The 16,932-nt window shown below is 34.4% G+C and carries 10 protein-coding genes; 9 read left to right on the forward strand and 1 reads right to left on the reverse strand.

All coding sequences use genetic code 11. From position 1 onward, the window contains the following. The first annotated feature begins 436 nt into the window (after nt 1–436). The 8 genes from uvrC (at nt 437) to B2Z27_RS18655 (ending at nt 12,944) form a co-directional block, all read left to right on the forward strand. Complete coding sequence (gene uvrC / locus B2Z27_RS18620) at nt 437–2,230, forward strand: excinuclease ABC subunit UvrC (RefSeq protein ID WP_286814799.1); 1,794 nt, start codon at nt 437–439, stop codon at nt 2,228–2,230. Nucleotide 2,231: 1 nt separating this feature from the next. Then, complete coding sequence (locus tag B2Z27_RS18625) at nt 2,232–4,499, forward strand: patatin-like phospholipase family protein (RefSeq protein WP_286814800.1); 2,268 nt, start codon at nt 2,232–2,234, stop codon at nt 4,497–4,499. A 361-nt stretch (nt 4,500–4,860) separates the two neighbouring features. Further along, nucleotides 4,861–5,640 (forward strand): DUF3108 domain-containing protein, encoded by a 780-nt coding sequence (locus B2Z27_RS18630; RefSeq protein ID WP_286814801.1) that lies wholly within the window; start codon nt 4,861–4,863, stop codon nt 5,638–5,640. A gap of 7 nt (nt 5,641–5,647) precedes the next feature. Further along, nucleotides 5,648–6,619 (forward strand): tryptophan 2,3-dioxygenase family protein, encoded by a 972-nt coding sequence (locus B2Z27_RS18635; RefSeq protein WP_074670440.1) that lies wholly within the window; start codon nt 5,648–5,650, stop codon nt 6,617–6,619. Next, the gene (locus tag B2Z27_RS18640) at nt 6,619–7,914 is read left to right on the forward strand and encodes a M23 family metallopeptidase (protein WP_286814802.1); all 1,296 of its coding nucleotides are present in this window, start codon (nt 6,619–6,621) and stop codon (nt 7,912–7,914) included. Before B2Z27_RS18635 ends, B2Z27_RS18640 begins: the two co-directional genes overlap by 1 nt. Beyond that, entirely contained in the window at nt 7,901–9,538 is a 1,638-nt protein-coding gene (pgi, locus tag B2Z27_RS18645) for a glucose-6-phosphate isomerase (protein ID WP_286814803.1), read from the forward strand. The genes B2Z27_RS18640 and pgi overlap by 14 nt, the downstream gene beginning before the upstream one ends. A gap of 170 nt (nt 9,539–9,708) precedes the next feature. Then, complete coding sequence (locus B2Z27_RS18650) at nt 9,709–12,411, forward strand: TonB-dependent receptor (RefSeq protein WP_058104824.1); 2,703 nt, start codon at nt 9,709–9,711, stop codon at nt 12,409–12,411. Between the two features lie 92 nt (nt 12,412–12,503). Then, the gene (locus tag B2Z27_RS18655) at nt 12,504–12,944 is read left to right on the forward strand and encodes a hypothetical protein (protein ID WP_058104825.1); all 441 of its coding nucleotides are present in this window, start codon (nt 12,504–12,506) and stop codon (nt 12,942–12,944) included. Between the two features lie 60 nt (nt 12,945–13,004). Here the strand turns inward: B2Z27_RS18655 and B2Z27_RS18660 are convergent, their stop codons facing one another. After that, the gene (locus B2Z27_RS18660; protein ID WP_286814805.1) at nt 13,005–14,045 is read right to left on the reverse strand and encodes an endonuclease/exonuclease/phosphatase family protein; all 1,041 of its coding nucleotides are present in this window, start codon (nt 14,043–14,045) and stop codon (nt 13,005–13,007) included. 107 nt (nt 14,046–14,152) lie between these two features. Between B2Z27_RS18660 and B2Z27_RS18665 the strand changes: the two genes are divergently transcribed. Then, nucleotides 14,153–16,894 carry a TonB-dependent receptor gene (locus B2Z27_RS18665; protein WP_286814806.1) on the forward strand — a complete coding sequence of 914 codons (2,742 nt, stop codon included), beginning with the start codon at nt 14,153–14,155 and terminating at the stop codon, nt 16,892–16,894. Nucleotides 16,895–16,932 lie beyond the last annotated feature (38 nt).

Here is a 16,932-nt window from a genome sequence, read left to right on the forward strand (position 1 = left end):
AAAATACCTTAAAAAATAACATTAAAACAAGGTAAGTTCCTAAAGTGATGATATAACTATCCATAATCCTAGATTTGTAAATGAGCTAATAATTGTTGTTGTTGAGTTAAAAATAGGTAAAATAATCGATACTATATCTTTGAAATGCACATTTTTATCGTTGAAATGCACATTTTTATTATAAAATTAACATTATGATGCATATAAATAAACATTTTAGGTTTTAATTAACTGAAAACCATGTAGTTGCAGTAGTGTTGAATTTTTTTGGATTATTAATAATATAATTTCGAGTGGTTTTAATTTTCTAATTCTCAAAAAATTGTTTTAATAATTTCATATTCCTATTTAGAGGTGTGTTTTTATGCTTATAAGATTTATACGTTTATCAATAATATAAAGTGCCTATTATAGCCTAAATTAGTGGTGTAGAATTATGACAGATATTCCATTAAATATACAATTAAGCGCATTGCCTACTGGTCCAGGAGTTTATCAGTTTTATGATAGTAATGAAAGTATACTATATGTAGGTAAAGCCAAAAACCTTAAAAAACGTGTTTCTTCTTATTTTAATAAGAATCATGAGTATGGTAAAACACGTGTTCTGGTAAAAAAAATAAAGGCAATTAAACACATAGTGGTGCCTACGGAGTCAGATGCACTTTTGTTAGAGAATAATTTAATTAAAGAACTAAGACCTAGGTATAACGTATTACTTAAAGATGATAAATCTTATCCTTGGTTATGCCTTAAAAATGAACGTTTTCCAAGATTTTTTCCTACTAGAAGGGTCATTAAGGATGGGTCTGAGTATTTTGGACCGTATACCAGTATGAAAACGGTAAGGGTGCTTTTAGATTTAATTAAAAGTGTATATCCTTTAAGAACTTGTAATTATGATTTATCGGCAGAGAAAATAAATGCTGGCAAGTATAAGGTATGTTTAGAATATCATTTGGGAAATTGTAAAGGTCCATGTGAGGGCTACCAAACAATTACGGAATATGATAGACAAATTGAAGATATTCGCGAAATTGTAAAAGGAAATTTTAAGTCTTCGTTATCCTATTTTAAAGGACAGATGAAAGCCTTGGCAGAAGAAATGAAGTTTGAAGAGGCGCAAAAAATAAAGGATAAAATAGATGTTCTCGAAAATTATCAATCTAAATCTACTATAGTAAATCCTAAGATCAGTAATGTTGATGTTTTCAGTATAGTATCGGATAATGCGTATGCCTATATAAATTTTCTGCAATTGTCGAATGGCTCTATAATTAGGTCTCATACCATGGAGATCAAGAAAAAGCTTGAGGAGCAAGATGAAGATTTGTTAGAATTGGCAATTGTTGAAATCAGGGAGCGATTTAAGTCTGAGTCAAAAGAGTTATATGTGCCTTTTAAAATTGCCGTTTCTCCTGGTCTTAAGGTAACCATTCCCAAACTTGGTGATAAAAAGCGCATTCTTGATTTGTCTGAACGTAATGCGAAGTTCTTTAGGCAAGAAAAGTTCAATCAAATTAAAATAATTGATCCGGATCGCCATACGAACAGGATTATGGCTCAAATGAAGAAAGACTTAAGGTTGTCTGCAGAACCGCGCCATATAGAATGTTTTGATAATAGTAATATTCAAGGTAGTAACCCGGTAGCGGCATGCGTTGTGTTTAAAGATGGCAAACCTTCAAAAAAAGAATATAGACACTATAATATAAAGACGGTTACAGGTCCTGATGATTTTGCCTCCATGGAAGAGGTAGTATTTAGAAGATACAAAAGACTACAGGAAGAAATGCAACCTTTGCCGCAACTAATTGTCATTGATGGTGGTAAAGGTCAGTTGTCGTCAGCGCTGAAAAGTCTTGATCTTTTAGGTTTACGAGGTAAAATTGCAATTGTTGGTATCGCTAAAAGATTAGAGGAAATATATTTTCCGGAAGATCCCATACCATTATACTTGGACAAAAAATCTGAAAGTTTAAAAATCATTCAATATTTAAGGAATGAAGCACATAGGTTCGGCATTACATTTCATAGAAACAAAAGGAGTAAGGGAGCTATTAATTCTGAGTTAGAGGGTATAAATGGTGTAGGAGAAAAAACAGCACAACAATTATTGAAAAAATTTAAATCGGTAAAACGTATCAAAGAAGCATCTGTTGAAAGTTTAAGTCAAGAAGTTGGTGCATCAAAAGCAAAGAAGATTTATGAGTCTTTTCGTCAAAAATAGAATGTTTTCAAGATTTGCGCTTATTGTGCTGTCTATGTTTTGCGCTACGGCACTGGTTGCGCAAAATGTAGATGTAGAAAAGGCTCCAAAAATAGGTTTGGTGCTAAGTGGTGGTGGTGCCAAAGGTATGGCACATATTGGAGCGTTAAAGGTTATAGAAGAGGCAGGTATAGAAATAGATTACATTGGAGGATCTAGTATGGGAGCAATTGTAGGGGCTTTATATGCTTCTGGGTATTCGGCGAGAGAGCTAGATTCTCTCTTTACAGTCACCAATGTTGGCTCTTTAATTCAAGATAACCTTCCAAGAAGCGCCAAAACTTTTTATGAAAAAGAAGATTCTGAAAGATATGCGCTTACCTTACCCTTTAAAAATTTTAAAGTTACCGTACCACCTGCGTTTTCTGGAGGACAAAATATCTATAATGAATTTGTGAGGCTTTTATACCATGTTAAGGATATAGAGGATTTTAATAAACTGCCTATACCTTTTGTGTGTATAGCAACAGATATAGAAACGGGTAAACAAGTTGTTTTAGATTCTGGTTATCTGCCAGAAGCAATATTGGCTAGTGGAACCTTGCCTTCTCTTTTTGAACCTACGGCTATTGATGGCAAGGTATTGATAGATGGCGGTGTTGTCAATAATTATCCAATTGATGAGGTAAGGGCTATGGGTGCTGAGTTAATTATTGGTGTTGATGTTCAGCATGACTTATCTGATCGAGATGCACTTTTGTCTGCTACCGAAATTTTACTTCAAATAAATAATTACAGAACCGTGGCCGATATGAAAATTAAATCGGCTAAAACGGATATTTACATAAAGCCGCAAATAGAAGATTACTCTGTTATTGATTTTAACAGGCTGTCAGAAATAGTTAAAAAAGGGGAAGACGCCGCAAATTTGAAAATAGATGATTTAAAAAAACTTGCAACAAGGGGGGTTGGTGAAAAAAGAACCATTCCGGTTGTTGGTGCGGCAGAAGAGCTTACTGTCAACAGATTATTTATTGATGGTAATACAAATCATACAAGGGGGTATGTAAAAGGAAAATTAAGATTTAACTTAGATGAACCCATAGATTTTAAAAAACTACAACAAGGCATTAGTAACTTGTCGGCCACAGGCAATTTTAGAACTATAAAGTATAAATTATTGGACAATTTAAATGGCGGAGAAGATTTGATCTTGCCATTAGATGAGACCAGAAATACTTCCTTTTTAAGATTAGGTGCGCATTATGATGATCTGTATAAAAGTGGGGCTATAATCAATCTTACCAAAAAGAGACTATTGTCAAAAGATGATGTGGCGTCATTTGATTTTATTTTGGGAGATAATATTAGGTATAACTTTGAGTATTATGTTGATAAAGGTACGTATTGGAGTTTTGGTGTAAATTCTAGGTTCAATGATTTTGAACAAGAAATCAACTTTGATCTCATTCAAGGTAATTTTGAAGTAGGTAATGGTACACAATTGAATTCTATTAATTTGAACGTATCGGATTTTACTAATCAATTGTATGTTCAAACAGTAGTTAAAGAAGAGTTTGCCTTTACCCTTGGTGGGGAGTTTAAGCATTTGCAATTTAGTACTAGAACATTTGGAGATGTAGACGATGACAGCTTGCCGGGTAATACGGCTAGTAATGGAAGAACTTATTTTGAAAGAAGTAACTACATAAGTGCATTTGGAGCTTTAAAATTAGATACCTATGATGATAAGTATTTTCCATCTAGAGGCTTGTATTTTAATGGAGATATGCACTATTATGTTTTATCCTCTGATTATAATAATAATTTTAAAGACTTTTCAATATCCAAAGCTAGAATGGGAATGGCGTTGCCCTTGGTGAGAAATTTATCTTTAAATGTAGAGACCGAGGGAGGTTTTAAGCTGGGCACCTCTAATGTTACCTCTTTCGATTTTATTTTGGGAGGCTACGGAACGGATTTCATTAACAATTTAGTTCCTTTTGTGGGGTATGATTTCATAAGTTTAGTGGGTAACAGCTTTGTGAAGGCATATGCTAGACTTGATTATGAATTTGCACCAAAGAACCATGCCTTGTTCACCGCCAATTATGCAAACGTAGACGATGATCTTTTTAGAACGGGAGATTGGTTTAAAGCGCCAACATATTCCGGTTATGGTGTGGGATACGGTTGGGAATCTTTTGTAGGACCAATAAACCTAATGTACTCTTGGACACCGGAAGATGATCGTTCTCATTTTTTTGTAAGTATCGGGTATTGGTTCTAAAGTGAAATAAACGCTGTTATTTTTTGAGTGAAATTCGACCTTTTCAAGCTAAAATTCTTAATGGATTCCCAAATATTAAGTGGAAGTGTGAATAACTGTTAAGTTTATCGTTAAAGTAAGTTAAACCGTACTTTGGGTAAGGTAAAGTGCCTTAAATTTACATCAGCTAAGGGGTGGTTCCCTTACAACTTTAAGTAGTGGTTTTTCATAATTTAAAGTTTGGTTGGTTATTTAGGAAAAGCCCAGTTTTTAAACTGGGCTTTTTTTATACAACAATACTTTGGAATAAATTTTGTTTAAGATATTGTAACTAAAGTAATGGGAAATTATCTATTGCTATTTTTACAATAAACTGCGAACTATGAAAAGATTAATTTTACTTGCTCTTATTGTTTCCTCTTTTAGTGTGCAAGCTCAAAGTTCTCAATCTGCATTTAAAACGGGAGAATGGTTAAAGTTTAGAATGCATTATGGTTTTTTAAATGCCAGCTTTGCTACTTTGCAGGTGAATTCTGCCACTATAAACAATAAGCCAGTTTATCATGTAGTGGGTCATGGTGAAACCACGGGTGTTGCCAGTTGGTTCTTTAAGGTAGATGATACGTATGAAAGCTATTTTGATAAAGTAGATGGTAAGCCGTATAGGTTTGTGCGTAAAATTGACGAAGGTGGTTATACCAAAGATGTTGAAATAAACTTTGATCATGATACATCTAAAGCGGAACTTAATGATAAGAAAAACAAGAAAAAGCTTAATTTTACACTAGAGGACAATATACAGGATTTAATATCCGCTTTTTATTATTTGAGGAACAACTATGAAACGGAAGATCTTGAAATAGGAAAAGCTATTACCCTTAAAATGCTTTATGATGATGATGGGATCTTCAATTTTAAACTAAAATATTTAGGTTTAGAAGTGCTCAACACTAAGTACGGTAAAGTAGAATGCTTAAAATTTAGGCCTTTGGTTCAATCGGGTCGTGTATTCAAGGAGCAGGAAAGTTTGTCGTTATGGGTGTCAAATGATGATAATAGAATTCCAATTAGAATTAAAGCAGATTTAGCGGTAGGTGCTATTAAAGCAGATTTAGATGGGTATAATGGTCTTAAGCATCAGTTTAAAATTATAATGGATTAACCCATAGATGGAAGATAAAGAGAAGATTAAATCCCAAATCTCTAAATTAGAAGAAAAATACAAGGATTCAGGGCAAGATCTTAGCTCGTATTTAGATGGCTTGCTACATCAGCGTTATTTAACGTATTGGGACTATATTCATTTAGACACGTTGCTTAGTCTTCAAGTCCCTAGAACTCATTTCCCCGATGAGGAAATTTTTATCATGTACCATCAGATTACCGAGTTGTATTTTAAATTGATCTTACATGAACAAAAACAACTAGTAGATGATAAAAGTGGAAATCTAGATTTTTTTATTGAAAAAGTTAGAAGAGTCAATAGTTATTACAAAGTATTGATATCATCGTTCAGTGTTATGATAAAAGGTATGGAGCGTGAGCAGTTCTTGCAATACCGTATGGCACTTTTACCGGCGAGCGGGTTTCAATCTGCTCAATTTAGAATGATAGAATTGTATGCCACTCCTTTGGAAAACCTGGTACATGTATCAGATAGGGAGCAATTATCCCCGGGTGTCTCTATAGAAGATCTTTATGAACATATCTATTGGAAAAAAGGGGCAACAGATTTGGCTACAGGTGAAAAGACCTTGACTTTAAAGCAGTTTGAATATCGTTACACGCCTAGATTGATCAGAATTGCAAAACAAGTTGAGAATTCAACAATATATCATAAATACTTAAGTTTACCCAAAAAACAAAGAGAGGATCAAGCATTGATAGATGCGTTGAAAATGCTTGATATGAATGCCAACATTAATTGGCAGTTAATGCACATGGGTTCTGCCCATAGGTACTTAAGAAAAGAAACGGGAGATATTGAGGCAACTGGAGGTACAAATTGGAAAGAATATTTACCGCCAAGTTTCCAAAAAATAGTTTTTTTCCCAGAGTTGTATACAGAGCAAGAACTAAATAATTGGGGCAAACAATGGGTAGACCATATGTTAAATCCAGATAAATCAAGAGGAGAGTAATGCAGAAATATTGGGGTATAATCTTGGCTTTGACCGTAATGATATCATGTAAAGATGCCGAAGTGCAAAAAAAAGATATCGCACAAGAAATAGGTGAAGTTGAAAAGCCGGTCTTAAATGAAAGATTTGGTTTTAATCTAGATGAATTTTATGTGAAACTAGATACCATTAAATACGGTGATAGTTTTGGTGAATTAATGCAGCAGCATAAAGTTGATTACCCTAAGGTGGCGGCTATTTCAGAAAACTTTAGAGATAGTTTTGACGTGCGTAAAATACGTGTGGGAAAACCATATGTTATTTTGCAGTCCAAAGATACCCTGGCACAGGCTCAAGTATTCATTTATGAAAATGACCCAATTAATTATACTGTGGTAGATTTGAGAGATACCGTTAAAGTATATAAGAATAAGAATAAGGTAAAGTATGTGCAAAGAGAAGTTTCGGGGGTAATTGAATCTAGTTTATCCGAAGCAATATTGCAACAAGGGGTAGATTATAATGTAACCCACAACCTGGCAAATGTATATGCATGGACTATTGATTTCTCTAGATTACAAAAGAATGATAAGTTTAAAATCATTTATAACGAGAAATATATAAACGATACGGTGTATGCGGGTGCAGAGCCAATTGAGGCTGCATATTTTCAACATAATGGTAAGCCTATTTACGCCTTTGCCTATGAAAACGATTCGCTAAGAAGTATAGTAGATTATTTTGATGAAAATGCAAATAATCTTAGAAGAACGTTTTTAAGAATGCCCGTAGAATATGGTCGTCTATCTTCTAGATATAATCTAAAGAGAAGAATTAAATATTATGGCTATAAATTAAGACCACATAAAGGAACGGATTATGCGGCGCCAATAGGAACCCCTATAATGGCCACTGCAGATGGTACTGTAGTAGAGTCTACAAGAAGGGGCGGTAATGGTAAATATGTAAAGATCAGGCACAACGGTACCTATTCAACACAGTATTTACATATGAAGGCACAAAATGTCAAAAAAGGACAATTTGTACGCCAAGGAGATGTCATAGGTTGGATTGGAATGACAGGAAATACTGGTGGTCCACATGTATGTTATCGTTTTTGGAAAAATGGTAGGCAAGTAGATCCGTTAAAAGAAGAGTTACCGCAAGCAGAACCGCTGCACGACTCGTTAAAAGAAGATTACTTTGCATATATATCAACATATAAAGAACAGTTAGATTGTATAATATATCCTAAAGTTTTATTAGAAAACGAAGAGGACTTACTAACACTTAATCAAGAAAATGGCACTGAGTAAAATAAATCCGCAACAAACAGATATCTGGAAAAAATTAACTGCACACTTTGAGGAGACCAAAGGCACGCATTTAAGAACTTTATTTTCTTCCGATGCAAATAGGGCCGAGAAGTTTACACTTCAATGGAACGATTTTTTGTTCGATTATTCAAAGAATAGAATAACCGATGAAACTATGCAGTTGTTGCTGCAATTGGCAGATGAAGTAAATTTAAAAGGTGCTATAGATGATTATTACAATGGCGGTCATATCAATGAGACAGAAGGTAGGGCTGTGCTTCATACGGCATTGAGAGCAAAAAAAGATGATGAGGTGTTAGTGGATGGTTTTAATGTAATGCCAGAAGTTTACGAGGTTAAAGAGCATATTAAAGAATTTACCAATGCGGTAATAAGTGGTGAGTTAAAAGGTTATACCGGCAAACCTTTTACAGATGTGGTAAATATTGGTATTGGAGGCTCTGATCTTGGTCCTGCTATGGTAACAGAGGCGTTGAAGTTCTATAAGAATCACTTATCGGTTCATTTCGTAAGTAATGTAGATGGTGATCATGTTCATGAAATTTTAAAGAACTTAGATCCGGAAACTACCTTATTTGTAGTGGTTTCTAAAACATTTACGACACAAGAGACCTTGAGCAATGCTACCACCATTAAAAAATGGTTTTTAAAGCATGGTACTCAAGAAGATATTGCCAAGCATTTTGCAGCGGTTTCTACCAACAGCGAGAAAATTGCTGAGTTTGGTATAGATGCTGCCAACGTATTCCCTATGTGGGATTGGGTAGGTGGAAGATTTTCATTGTGGAGTGCTGTAGGTTTAACAATAGCATTGGCAGTTGGTTATGATAATTTTAATGCTTTGCTAGAAGGCGCCCATCAAACGGATGTTCATTTCAAGGAAAGTGATTTTTCAGAAAACATTCCCGTTGTCATGGCATTGTTGAGTGTATGGTATAATAATTTTTATGGAGCGGAAACAGAGGCAATAATTCCTTATGCACAATATTTAAGTAGATTCTCGGCATATTTACAACAGGGAATCATGGAAAGCAATGGTAAAAGTGTAGATAGGGCGGGTAATGTGGTTAATTATGAAACCGGAACAATTATTTGGGGAGAACCGGGTACAAATTCTCAGCATGCGTTCTTTCAATTGATTCACCAGGGCACAAAATTAATTCCAACAGATTTTATTGGGTTTAAGTATTCTTTACATGGAGATAAAGATCACCATAATAAGTTGATGGCAAATTATTTTGCCCAGACAGAAGCATTAATGAACGGTAAGACAAAGGATGAGGTGGTCAAGGAATTGAAAGAAAAAGACCTGACAGAATCTGAAATAGACAAGCTTGCTCCGTTCAAGGTTTTTGCCGGCAATAAACCTACCAATACTGTTTTAATAGATAAGCTAACGCCAAAATCTTTAGGAGCTTTAATAGCTTTGTATGAGCATAAAATATTTGTTCAAGGAATAATCTGGAACATTTTCAGCTATGATCAATGGGGTGTAGAACTAGGTAAACAGCTAGCTGGTACAATATTAAAGGATATTGAAAATTCTGAAATTTCTGATCACGACAGTTCTACATTGCGACTTTTACAATATTTTAAGAAATAATTTAGAATACAATAAAGATTTTCAAAAAAGGGTAACTATTTAATTTTCAAGTAAATCGTGTATGGTTTTTAGGTATTTTTGTGGTATTGATTTAACGTTGTCTTAACGTTAGAACTTTAAAAATACTTGACTTTTGCAGCAAGTTAAAAACTAAACAAATACTTGAAAAAATGAGAAAAATGTATTTTGCATTAGCGGCATTTTTAATGACCGTAACTGCTTTTTCACAAGGATCTATTTCTGGTACTGTACTAGATGGCGACACAAACACTCCGTTGCCAGGAGCTACAGTAATGGTTAAAGGTACTACTAACGGGACATCAACTGATTTTGATGGAAACTTTACTATTAATGCAAGTGCCGAGTCTGGAACCTTAGTTGTTTCTTACATTGGTTTTAATTCTAAACAAGTTGCCTTTACTTCAACAGGTAACATTGGTTCAATTGTCTTGGAACCAAATGCTGAAGAGCTTGAGGGTGTTGTTGTAACAGGAATTTTAGATATTGCTAAGGATAGGGAAACTCCTGTGGCTGTTTCAACAATTAGAGCAGCTGAAATACAAGAAAAATTAGGTTCTCAAGAATTACCTGAAATACTTAAGTCTACACCTTCTATTTACGCTACTAAAACAGGTGGTGGTTTTGGTGATGGTAGAGTTAACGTTAGAGGTTTCGATTCTAGAAACACCGCGGTAATGGTTAATGGTATTCCTGTTAACGATATGGAAAATGGTGCTGTTTACTGGAGTAACTGGGCTGGTTTAGGCGATGTTACTACTGCTATGCAAGTGCAAAGAGGTTTAGGATCATCTAAGTTGGCAATTTCTTCTGTTGGTGGTACAATAAACGTTATTACAAAGTCTACCGAGAAAGAAGAAGGTGGTACTGTTACACTTGGTGGTGGTAACGATGGTTATTTAAAAACTAACGTTGCTTACAATACTGGGAAATCGGATAAAGGTTTTGCAGCTTCTATATTACTAGGTAGAACTTCAGGTGATGGTTATATTCAGGGAACTGAATTTGAAGGTTATAATTATTTTATTGGATTAGGTTATGAGCCTAATGATAAACATAATTTCCAGTTTGTTTTAACTGGAGCTCCACAAGTACATAACCAGAGAACATCAAGTTTCTTTAATGTTGCTACTTTGGCAGATCATTTAGAGTACGGTGCTAAATACAACTATAATGGTGGTACTTTGAATGGTGAGGAATTCGGTTGGAGAAGAAACTTCTACCACAAACCTATTACTTCTTTAACGTGGGAATGGAAAGCTTCTGAAAAATCCACATTGTCTACATCTGCCTATGCTTCTTTTGGTCGTGGTGGCGGAACAGGTGATATTGGTGCAGGACCGGGTTTTGGTTATGCTAGTTCTAGTAGATATAGAATTCCTGAAACAGGTCAAGTGGATTATGATTTAATTTCACGCTTTAATGGCGGTGAGGCAGTTACTTTTTATGATGGTAACGATTATCAATTATCACCTAATGCTGATGGCGAATATATCACTACAAGCTTTGGTGATGGTCTTGCAAGAAGAGCTTCTATCAACTCTCACAACTGGTTTGGTGTAATCGCTAATTTGAATACTCAAATTAACGAAAAATGGAGTTATGATGTAGGTTTGGATTTAAGAAGCTACAAAGGTATTCACTACAGAAGAGTGGATAATTTATTAGGAGCTGATGGTTATTTTGATGATGACGACATTAATAACCCTAACCATACTGTACGTCAAAATGGTGTTGTAGATTCTGATTTCTCTTCTATTTTGAATGTATTTAAGAGTATTGATGATGAAGAGAAGATTGATTACTATAATGATGGTCTTGTAAGATGGGCCGGTGCATTTGGTCAAGTTGAATATACTGATGGCGTAGTTTCTGCTTTTGTTCAAGGTGGTATTTCTAATCAAGGATTTAAAAGAATCGATTATTTTACCTATTTAGATTCTGATCCTTTACAAGAAACTGATTGGGAAAATATTTTAGGAGGTAACATTAAAGGTGGTGCTAACTTTAATATTAATGAAGCTAATAACGTATTTTTTAATGGTGGGTACTATTCTAAACAACCATTGTTCGATGCAGTTTACATTAATTTTGTAAACGAATTAAACCCAGATTTAACCAATGAGAAAATTTTAGGTCTTGAAATGGGTTATGGTCTTAATCTAGGTGATTTCAGAGCAAAGGTGAATTTATATAGAACATCTTGGAAAGATAGATTTGTTTCTATTGGCATTGAAACTCCAACAGGAGATGAGGGTAATGCTAATATTAATGGTGTTGAACAAGTTCATAAGGGTATTGAGATTGAAGCGGATTACCGTGCGTCAGATGTTGTACAGTTTAGAGGTATGATATCTTTAGGTGATTGGGAGTATGCTGGGAATGCAACTGGTCAAGCTCTTGATGATGATAGAAATGTTATTGACCCAGATGTTACTTTATTTCTAGATGGTGTAAAAGTTGGTGATGCCGCTCAATTTACTACAAACTTAGAAATGATTGTAAGACCTATTGAGGATCTTAAGATTAGCGCTAACCTTTACAATGCTTCAAGATTATATGCATTCTTAAATGCAGAAGATTTTGATTCAGCAGATAATCAAGGTTCATTACGTTTACCAAGTTATACACTTTTTGACTTAGGTGCATATTACACTTTTGGTTTAGGAGGAAGCAACAAGCTTAGTATTGCTGCTAACGTAAACAACCTTTTTGATACAGAATATATAGCTGAATCGTTGACAAATACATTTGCAGGACAAGGAGATGATGTATTTAGAGGAATTTCTACTGATAACAAAGTATTCTTTGGATTTGGTAGAACTTTTAACGTAAGTGCTCGTTATAGTTTCTAAGATTATTTCTTACTTAATTATTAAACCCTGACTGCAAAGTCAGGGTTTTTTTTGCTCAAAATTCAGTACATTTAAAACTTAAATTATATACTATGTACGAAACTATTCACATACTTCATTCTTACTTGGCTTATATAGCATTGGCCGTATTAATATTGGCTGTTGTCAATGCAATCTCTGGTCTTGTATCAAAAAGGATATTTGATATGGGTAAAGACTTAAGAGTAAGTCTGTTCGCCTTAATTCTATGTCATATTCAATTATTGGTAGGTTTGATCCTTTATTTTGTTTCACCAAGTGGATTAAGTGCAATACAAGAATTTGGTATGGGTGGTTTAACATCTGCAGCACGTTTGTTAGCTGTAGAGCATCCTTTTATCAATATTTTGGCAATAGTATCAATTACCGTGGGTTGGTCTAGACATAAGAAATTTGTTGAAGGCAATAAGAAATTTAAAAGTATTGCTATCTTCTACGGCATTGGGTTGTTATTCATACTAAGTAGAATTCCTTGGGGACAATGGTTTAATTAAATTTGGACTGTAATTCGTTGACGATTAAAGAACCAAAATGTGATTCATTTTGGTTCTTATTTATGGATTTACTTTTTTAATGAGGTGGAGATAAACTGGAAAATGGTCACTGTACCCGCCAATATAACTACCACCGGCATACGTTCGTAATGGATATCCCTTGTACCTTCCTTTAGGGTCCAGTAAGTAAGGCGGAGTAAATATGCCGGTTTTCCAATATCTGTAGCCCTCATTTGGATTATTGATTAAACTAGAGGTCATATAAAACTGATCGAACAAATTCCATTTGTCCCTATAAGCCAGTGAGCCCCTTCCTTTTCTATAAAGCTTTTCCATAGGTCCATAAAGGCTTGTGGAATCCAGCTTTTTGGAGTTTTTTTCAACTTTCAGTACTTTTTTAAAACTTGGGTCAATAGGGTCATCGTTAAAATCGCCCATGCTTATAATTTTTGCATGAGTATTAAATCTTCTGACAGAATCAATAATTCTTTTGTTCAATTTAGCCGCTTCCACTCTAAAAGGTCTACTTCTGGCTTCGCCACCACTTCTAGAAGGCCAATGGTTTACCATAAAGTAAATTTGCTCATTATCCAGAAGACCTTCGACAATTAATTGATCTCTCGTATAATCTCGTTTGCCATCTAATTTAAATAACAATAACCTATGACTATTAAAATTGACCGGAACAAAAGCATCTTTCTTATAAAGTAAGGCTACATCTATTCCACGTTCGTCTGGTGAATCAAAATGTACAATTCCGTAGTTAAAAGCCGATAAGAATTCGTGATGAACTAAATCTTCTAAAACACCTAAATTTTCTACCTCGCAAACTCCAATAATATCTGGAGCCGTCTTGTTTTCTTTTGAACCTATTTCGGATAATACCTTAGCCATGTGTTCTATCTTGTGTGTATAGCGTAGTGGTGTCCAATGATCTTTGCCATCTGGGGTTCTATCGTCATCGTAGACTAAAGAATCATTTTTAGTATCAAATAAATTTTCTAGATTATAAAATGCAATAGTCCTTATTTGATATGTCTCTGGCTCTTGGGCAAATGAGAATAAGGTTAGAAAAAAGAATATTGACTGAAAAAAGCGCATTGTTGAATGTATTTGGTCTTAAATATCAACGAGTATACGGATTTTTCACGTTAATTATTTCTTAAACAGTATCTTAATGACTTATAAATAAGGCATTAAGCTGTCTAATGGTTAAGCATACATTATTTTTATTACTGTTTTTTATAATTATCGGCCTTAGGGCTCAAAACACTTTTTCGGTTCAAGGTGTGGTAAAAGATAATGAAAGTAAGATGGTGCTTGCCAATGTATCCGTATTTTTGGAAGGGGAAGATACTATGATGGTAACCAATGCATCAGGTAAATTCTCACTGTCATTTTCCAACAATGGAGAATACATACTGCAAATTTCTTCAGGAGAATATACGATCAAGCGTATTCCGGTTATTTTAGAAGATGAAAATATTGATTTAGGTGATATTTTTTTAATTCGAGATATAACTTTAGAAAAATCAATAAACCTTATAACAATTACAGATGACGAACTTTTAGATGAAGAAGTGAATTCTAATGCACTTGCACTTCTACAATCCACAAAAGATGTTTTTCTTAATAGGGCGGCGTTTGACTTTGGTCAGGCGTTTTTTAGGGTAAGGGGTTATGACTCTCAATATGGAGAGGTTTTCCTTAACTCTCTGCCAATGAATAAATTGTATGATGGTAGACCTCAATGGAATAATTGGGGCGGGCTAAACGACGTAATTAGAAATCAACAATACTCTAATGGATTAACAGCTTCAGAGGTCACCTTTGGTGGAATATTGGGAAATACCAATATAGACTTAAGGCCTTCAAAATTAAGGGCGGGCACTCGTTTGTCATCTTCTATTTCAAATAGAACCTATAGTGGTAGACTTATGGCTACCTATAATTCTGGAGTAGAGAAAGAGAAATTCGCATATATAATATCCGGTTCAAGAAGATGGGCAAAGCAAGGGTATATTAATGGTACTCTATATGATTCTTATTCCCTTTATGGAACAATGGAATATTTTTTAAACGATAAAAATTCATTTTCCACTACGGCAATTGTTGCATCTAATAGAAGGGGGCGCTCTTCTGCAATAACGGAGGAAGTATTTAAATTAAAAGGAAATAAATATAATCCATATTGGGGATATCAAGATGGTAAAATTAGAAATTCAAGAGAACGCCATATAAGGGAACCGTTGTTCTTATTAAATTATCATCACGAATCTGAAAAATTTCGTTTAAATGCTGGATTAGCATATCAAACTGGGCAGTATACAAGAAGCCGTTTAGGGTACTTTAATGCTCCTAATCCAGATCCTACATATTATCGGTATTTGCCTAGTTTTTATTTGAATTCGCCCATAGGAGCTAATTTTGAAAGTGCAATAGAGGCTAAAAATGGATTTTTAAGTCAGCCACAATTAGATTGGGAAAAGCTGTATGCAGCAAATACTAGTATAGGTCAGAACGGTGAGGCCGCATATGTTCTTTATGATGATGTAACCAAAGATGATCAATTAACAGCTAGAATGACTTCGAATTTGGAGTTGAACGCTCATTTTAAGTTAGATATGGGCTTGACATACAGATCGCTCAATTCAAGAAATTATGCTCAAATTTTTGATTTGCTCGGAGCGGAATATCATAACGATATAGACGTATTCTCTGAGACTAAAAACGATTTGTCTTCAGCATTAAATAAGAATAATGGAGATATTTTCAACTACAACTATAATGTAAAGGGAAATGAAATAGATGGGTTTATACAGTTAAATACTGAATTCAAAAGTTTGAGGTCGTTTATCTCTGGCAAGTATACTATTGTTGACTATCAACGAGAAGGTCTGTTTAAAAATGAACGCTTTATTAATAACTCTTTAGGTAACAGTGAGAAAATCAGATTTTCCAACTGGGCGTTTAAGAGTGGTGCGTCTTATAGTATAACCGGTAGGCACTGGGTAGCGGCAAATGCAGCATATATAAATAAGGCACCTGTACTTCAAAATGTCTTTATAAACCCTAGGGAAAGTAATGAATCGGTTCATAATATTCAAAATGAAAAAATCACGAGTATAGATGCTAACTACTTTCTACGTTTACCACAACTAACTGGCAGGTTAACTGGTTTTTATACCCGTTTTCAAAATACTACAGATGTTAATTTTTTCTTTGTTGATTCTGGCTTGGGATCAGATTTTGTGCAAGAGGTATTGACAGATATGGATAAATTACATTTAGGTGTAGAATTAGGTCTAGAGTATCAATTATCAAGTGCGGTTAAACTATCATTGGTAGGATCTGTCGCTAAGCATTTGTATGCTAGTGACCCATTTGTAACTATAAATTTCGATACGGCCGGGGCAAGGGAAGACCTTATAGATATATCTGGTACAAAGTTCCTGGGGCAGTCAAAAATAAAAGGATATAAATTGGCTCAAGGTCCACAAAAAGCAATGGCTGCAGGCATTGAGTATAGAGATCCAAAATATTGGTGGGTGGCTATGACCGCTAATTATTTAGCTAACAATTATGCAAATATTTCTACGATTACCAGAACACAAAGTTTTCTAATAGACCCAGAAACACAGGTTAGGTTTCCTGATGCAACAGACGAGAATGTGCAACAGCTATTAAAACAAAAATCATTAGATGATTTTTATTTGTTGAACTTGGTAGGTGGCAAGTCATGGTTAAAAAATGGAAAATATGTAAGTGTTTTTGCCAGTGTGAACAATGTTTTTGACACCAGTTTTAGAACTGGTGGTTATGAACAAAGTAGAAATGGAAATTTTGGTCAGTTAAAGCAAGATAATTTAAGTGGTAGTCCGTCTTTTGCGCCAAAATATTGGTACGGATTCGGTAGAACTTATTTTTTAAATTTTGCTTTTAGTTTTTAATAAAGGGTTATAGATGATTATTAAACACCGATTTTTTA

Source organism: Maribacter sp. UBA3344 (assembly GCF_002362375.1).
Classification (GTDB): domain Bacteria; phylum Bacteroidota; class Bacteroidia; order Flavobacteriales; family Flavobacteriaceae; genus Maribacter; species Maribacter dokdonensis.

What these genes read in the sequence shown, in the direction of transcription:
- B2Z27_RS18635 (WP_074670440.1), top strand. Translation starts at nt 5,648, where the DNA reads ATGGAAGATAAAGAGAAGATTAAATCCCAAATCTCTAAATTAGAAGAA.
- B2Z27_RS18650 (WP_058104824.1), top strand. Translation starts at nt 9,709, where the DNA reads ATGAGAAAAATGTATTTTGCATTAGCGGCATTTTTAATGACCGTAACT.
- B2Z27_RS18625 (WP_286814800.1), top strand. Translation starts at nt 2,232, where the DNA reads ATGTTTTCAAGATTTGCGCTTATTGTGCTGTCTATGTTTTGCGCTACG.
- B2Z27_RS18665 (WP_286814806.1), top strand. Translation starts at nt 14,153, where the DNA reads ATGGTTAAGCATACATTATTTTTATTACTGTTTTTTATAATTATCGGC.
- uvrC (WP_286814799.1), top strand. Translation starts at nt 437, where the DNA reads ATGACAGATATTCCATTAAATATACAATTAAGCGCATTGCCTACTGGT.
- B2Z27_RS18655 (WP_058104825.1), top strand. Translation starts at nt 12,504, where the DNA reads ATGTACGAAACTATTCACATACTTCATTCTTACTTGGCTTATATAGCA.
- pgi (WP_286814803.1), top strand. Translation starts at nt 7,901, where the DNA reads ATGGCACTGAGTAAAATAAATCCGCAACAAACAGATATCTGGAAAAAA.
- B2Z27_RS18640 (WP_286814802.1), top strand. Translation starts at nt 6,619, where the DNA reads ATGCAGAAATATTGGGGTATAATCTTGGCTTTGACCGTAATGATATCA.
- B2Z27_RS18660 (WP_286814805.1), bottom strand. Translation starts at nt 14,045, where the DNA reads ATGCGCTTTTTTCAGTCAATATTCTTTTTTCTAACCTTATTCTCATTT.
- B2Z27_RS18630 (WP_286814801.1), top strand. Translation starts at nt 4,861, where the DNA reads ATGAAAAGATTAATTTTACTTGCTCTTATTGTTTCCTCTTTTAGTGTG.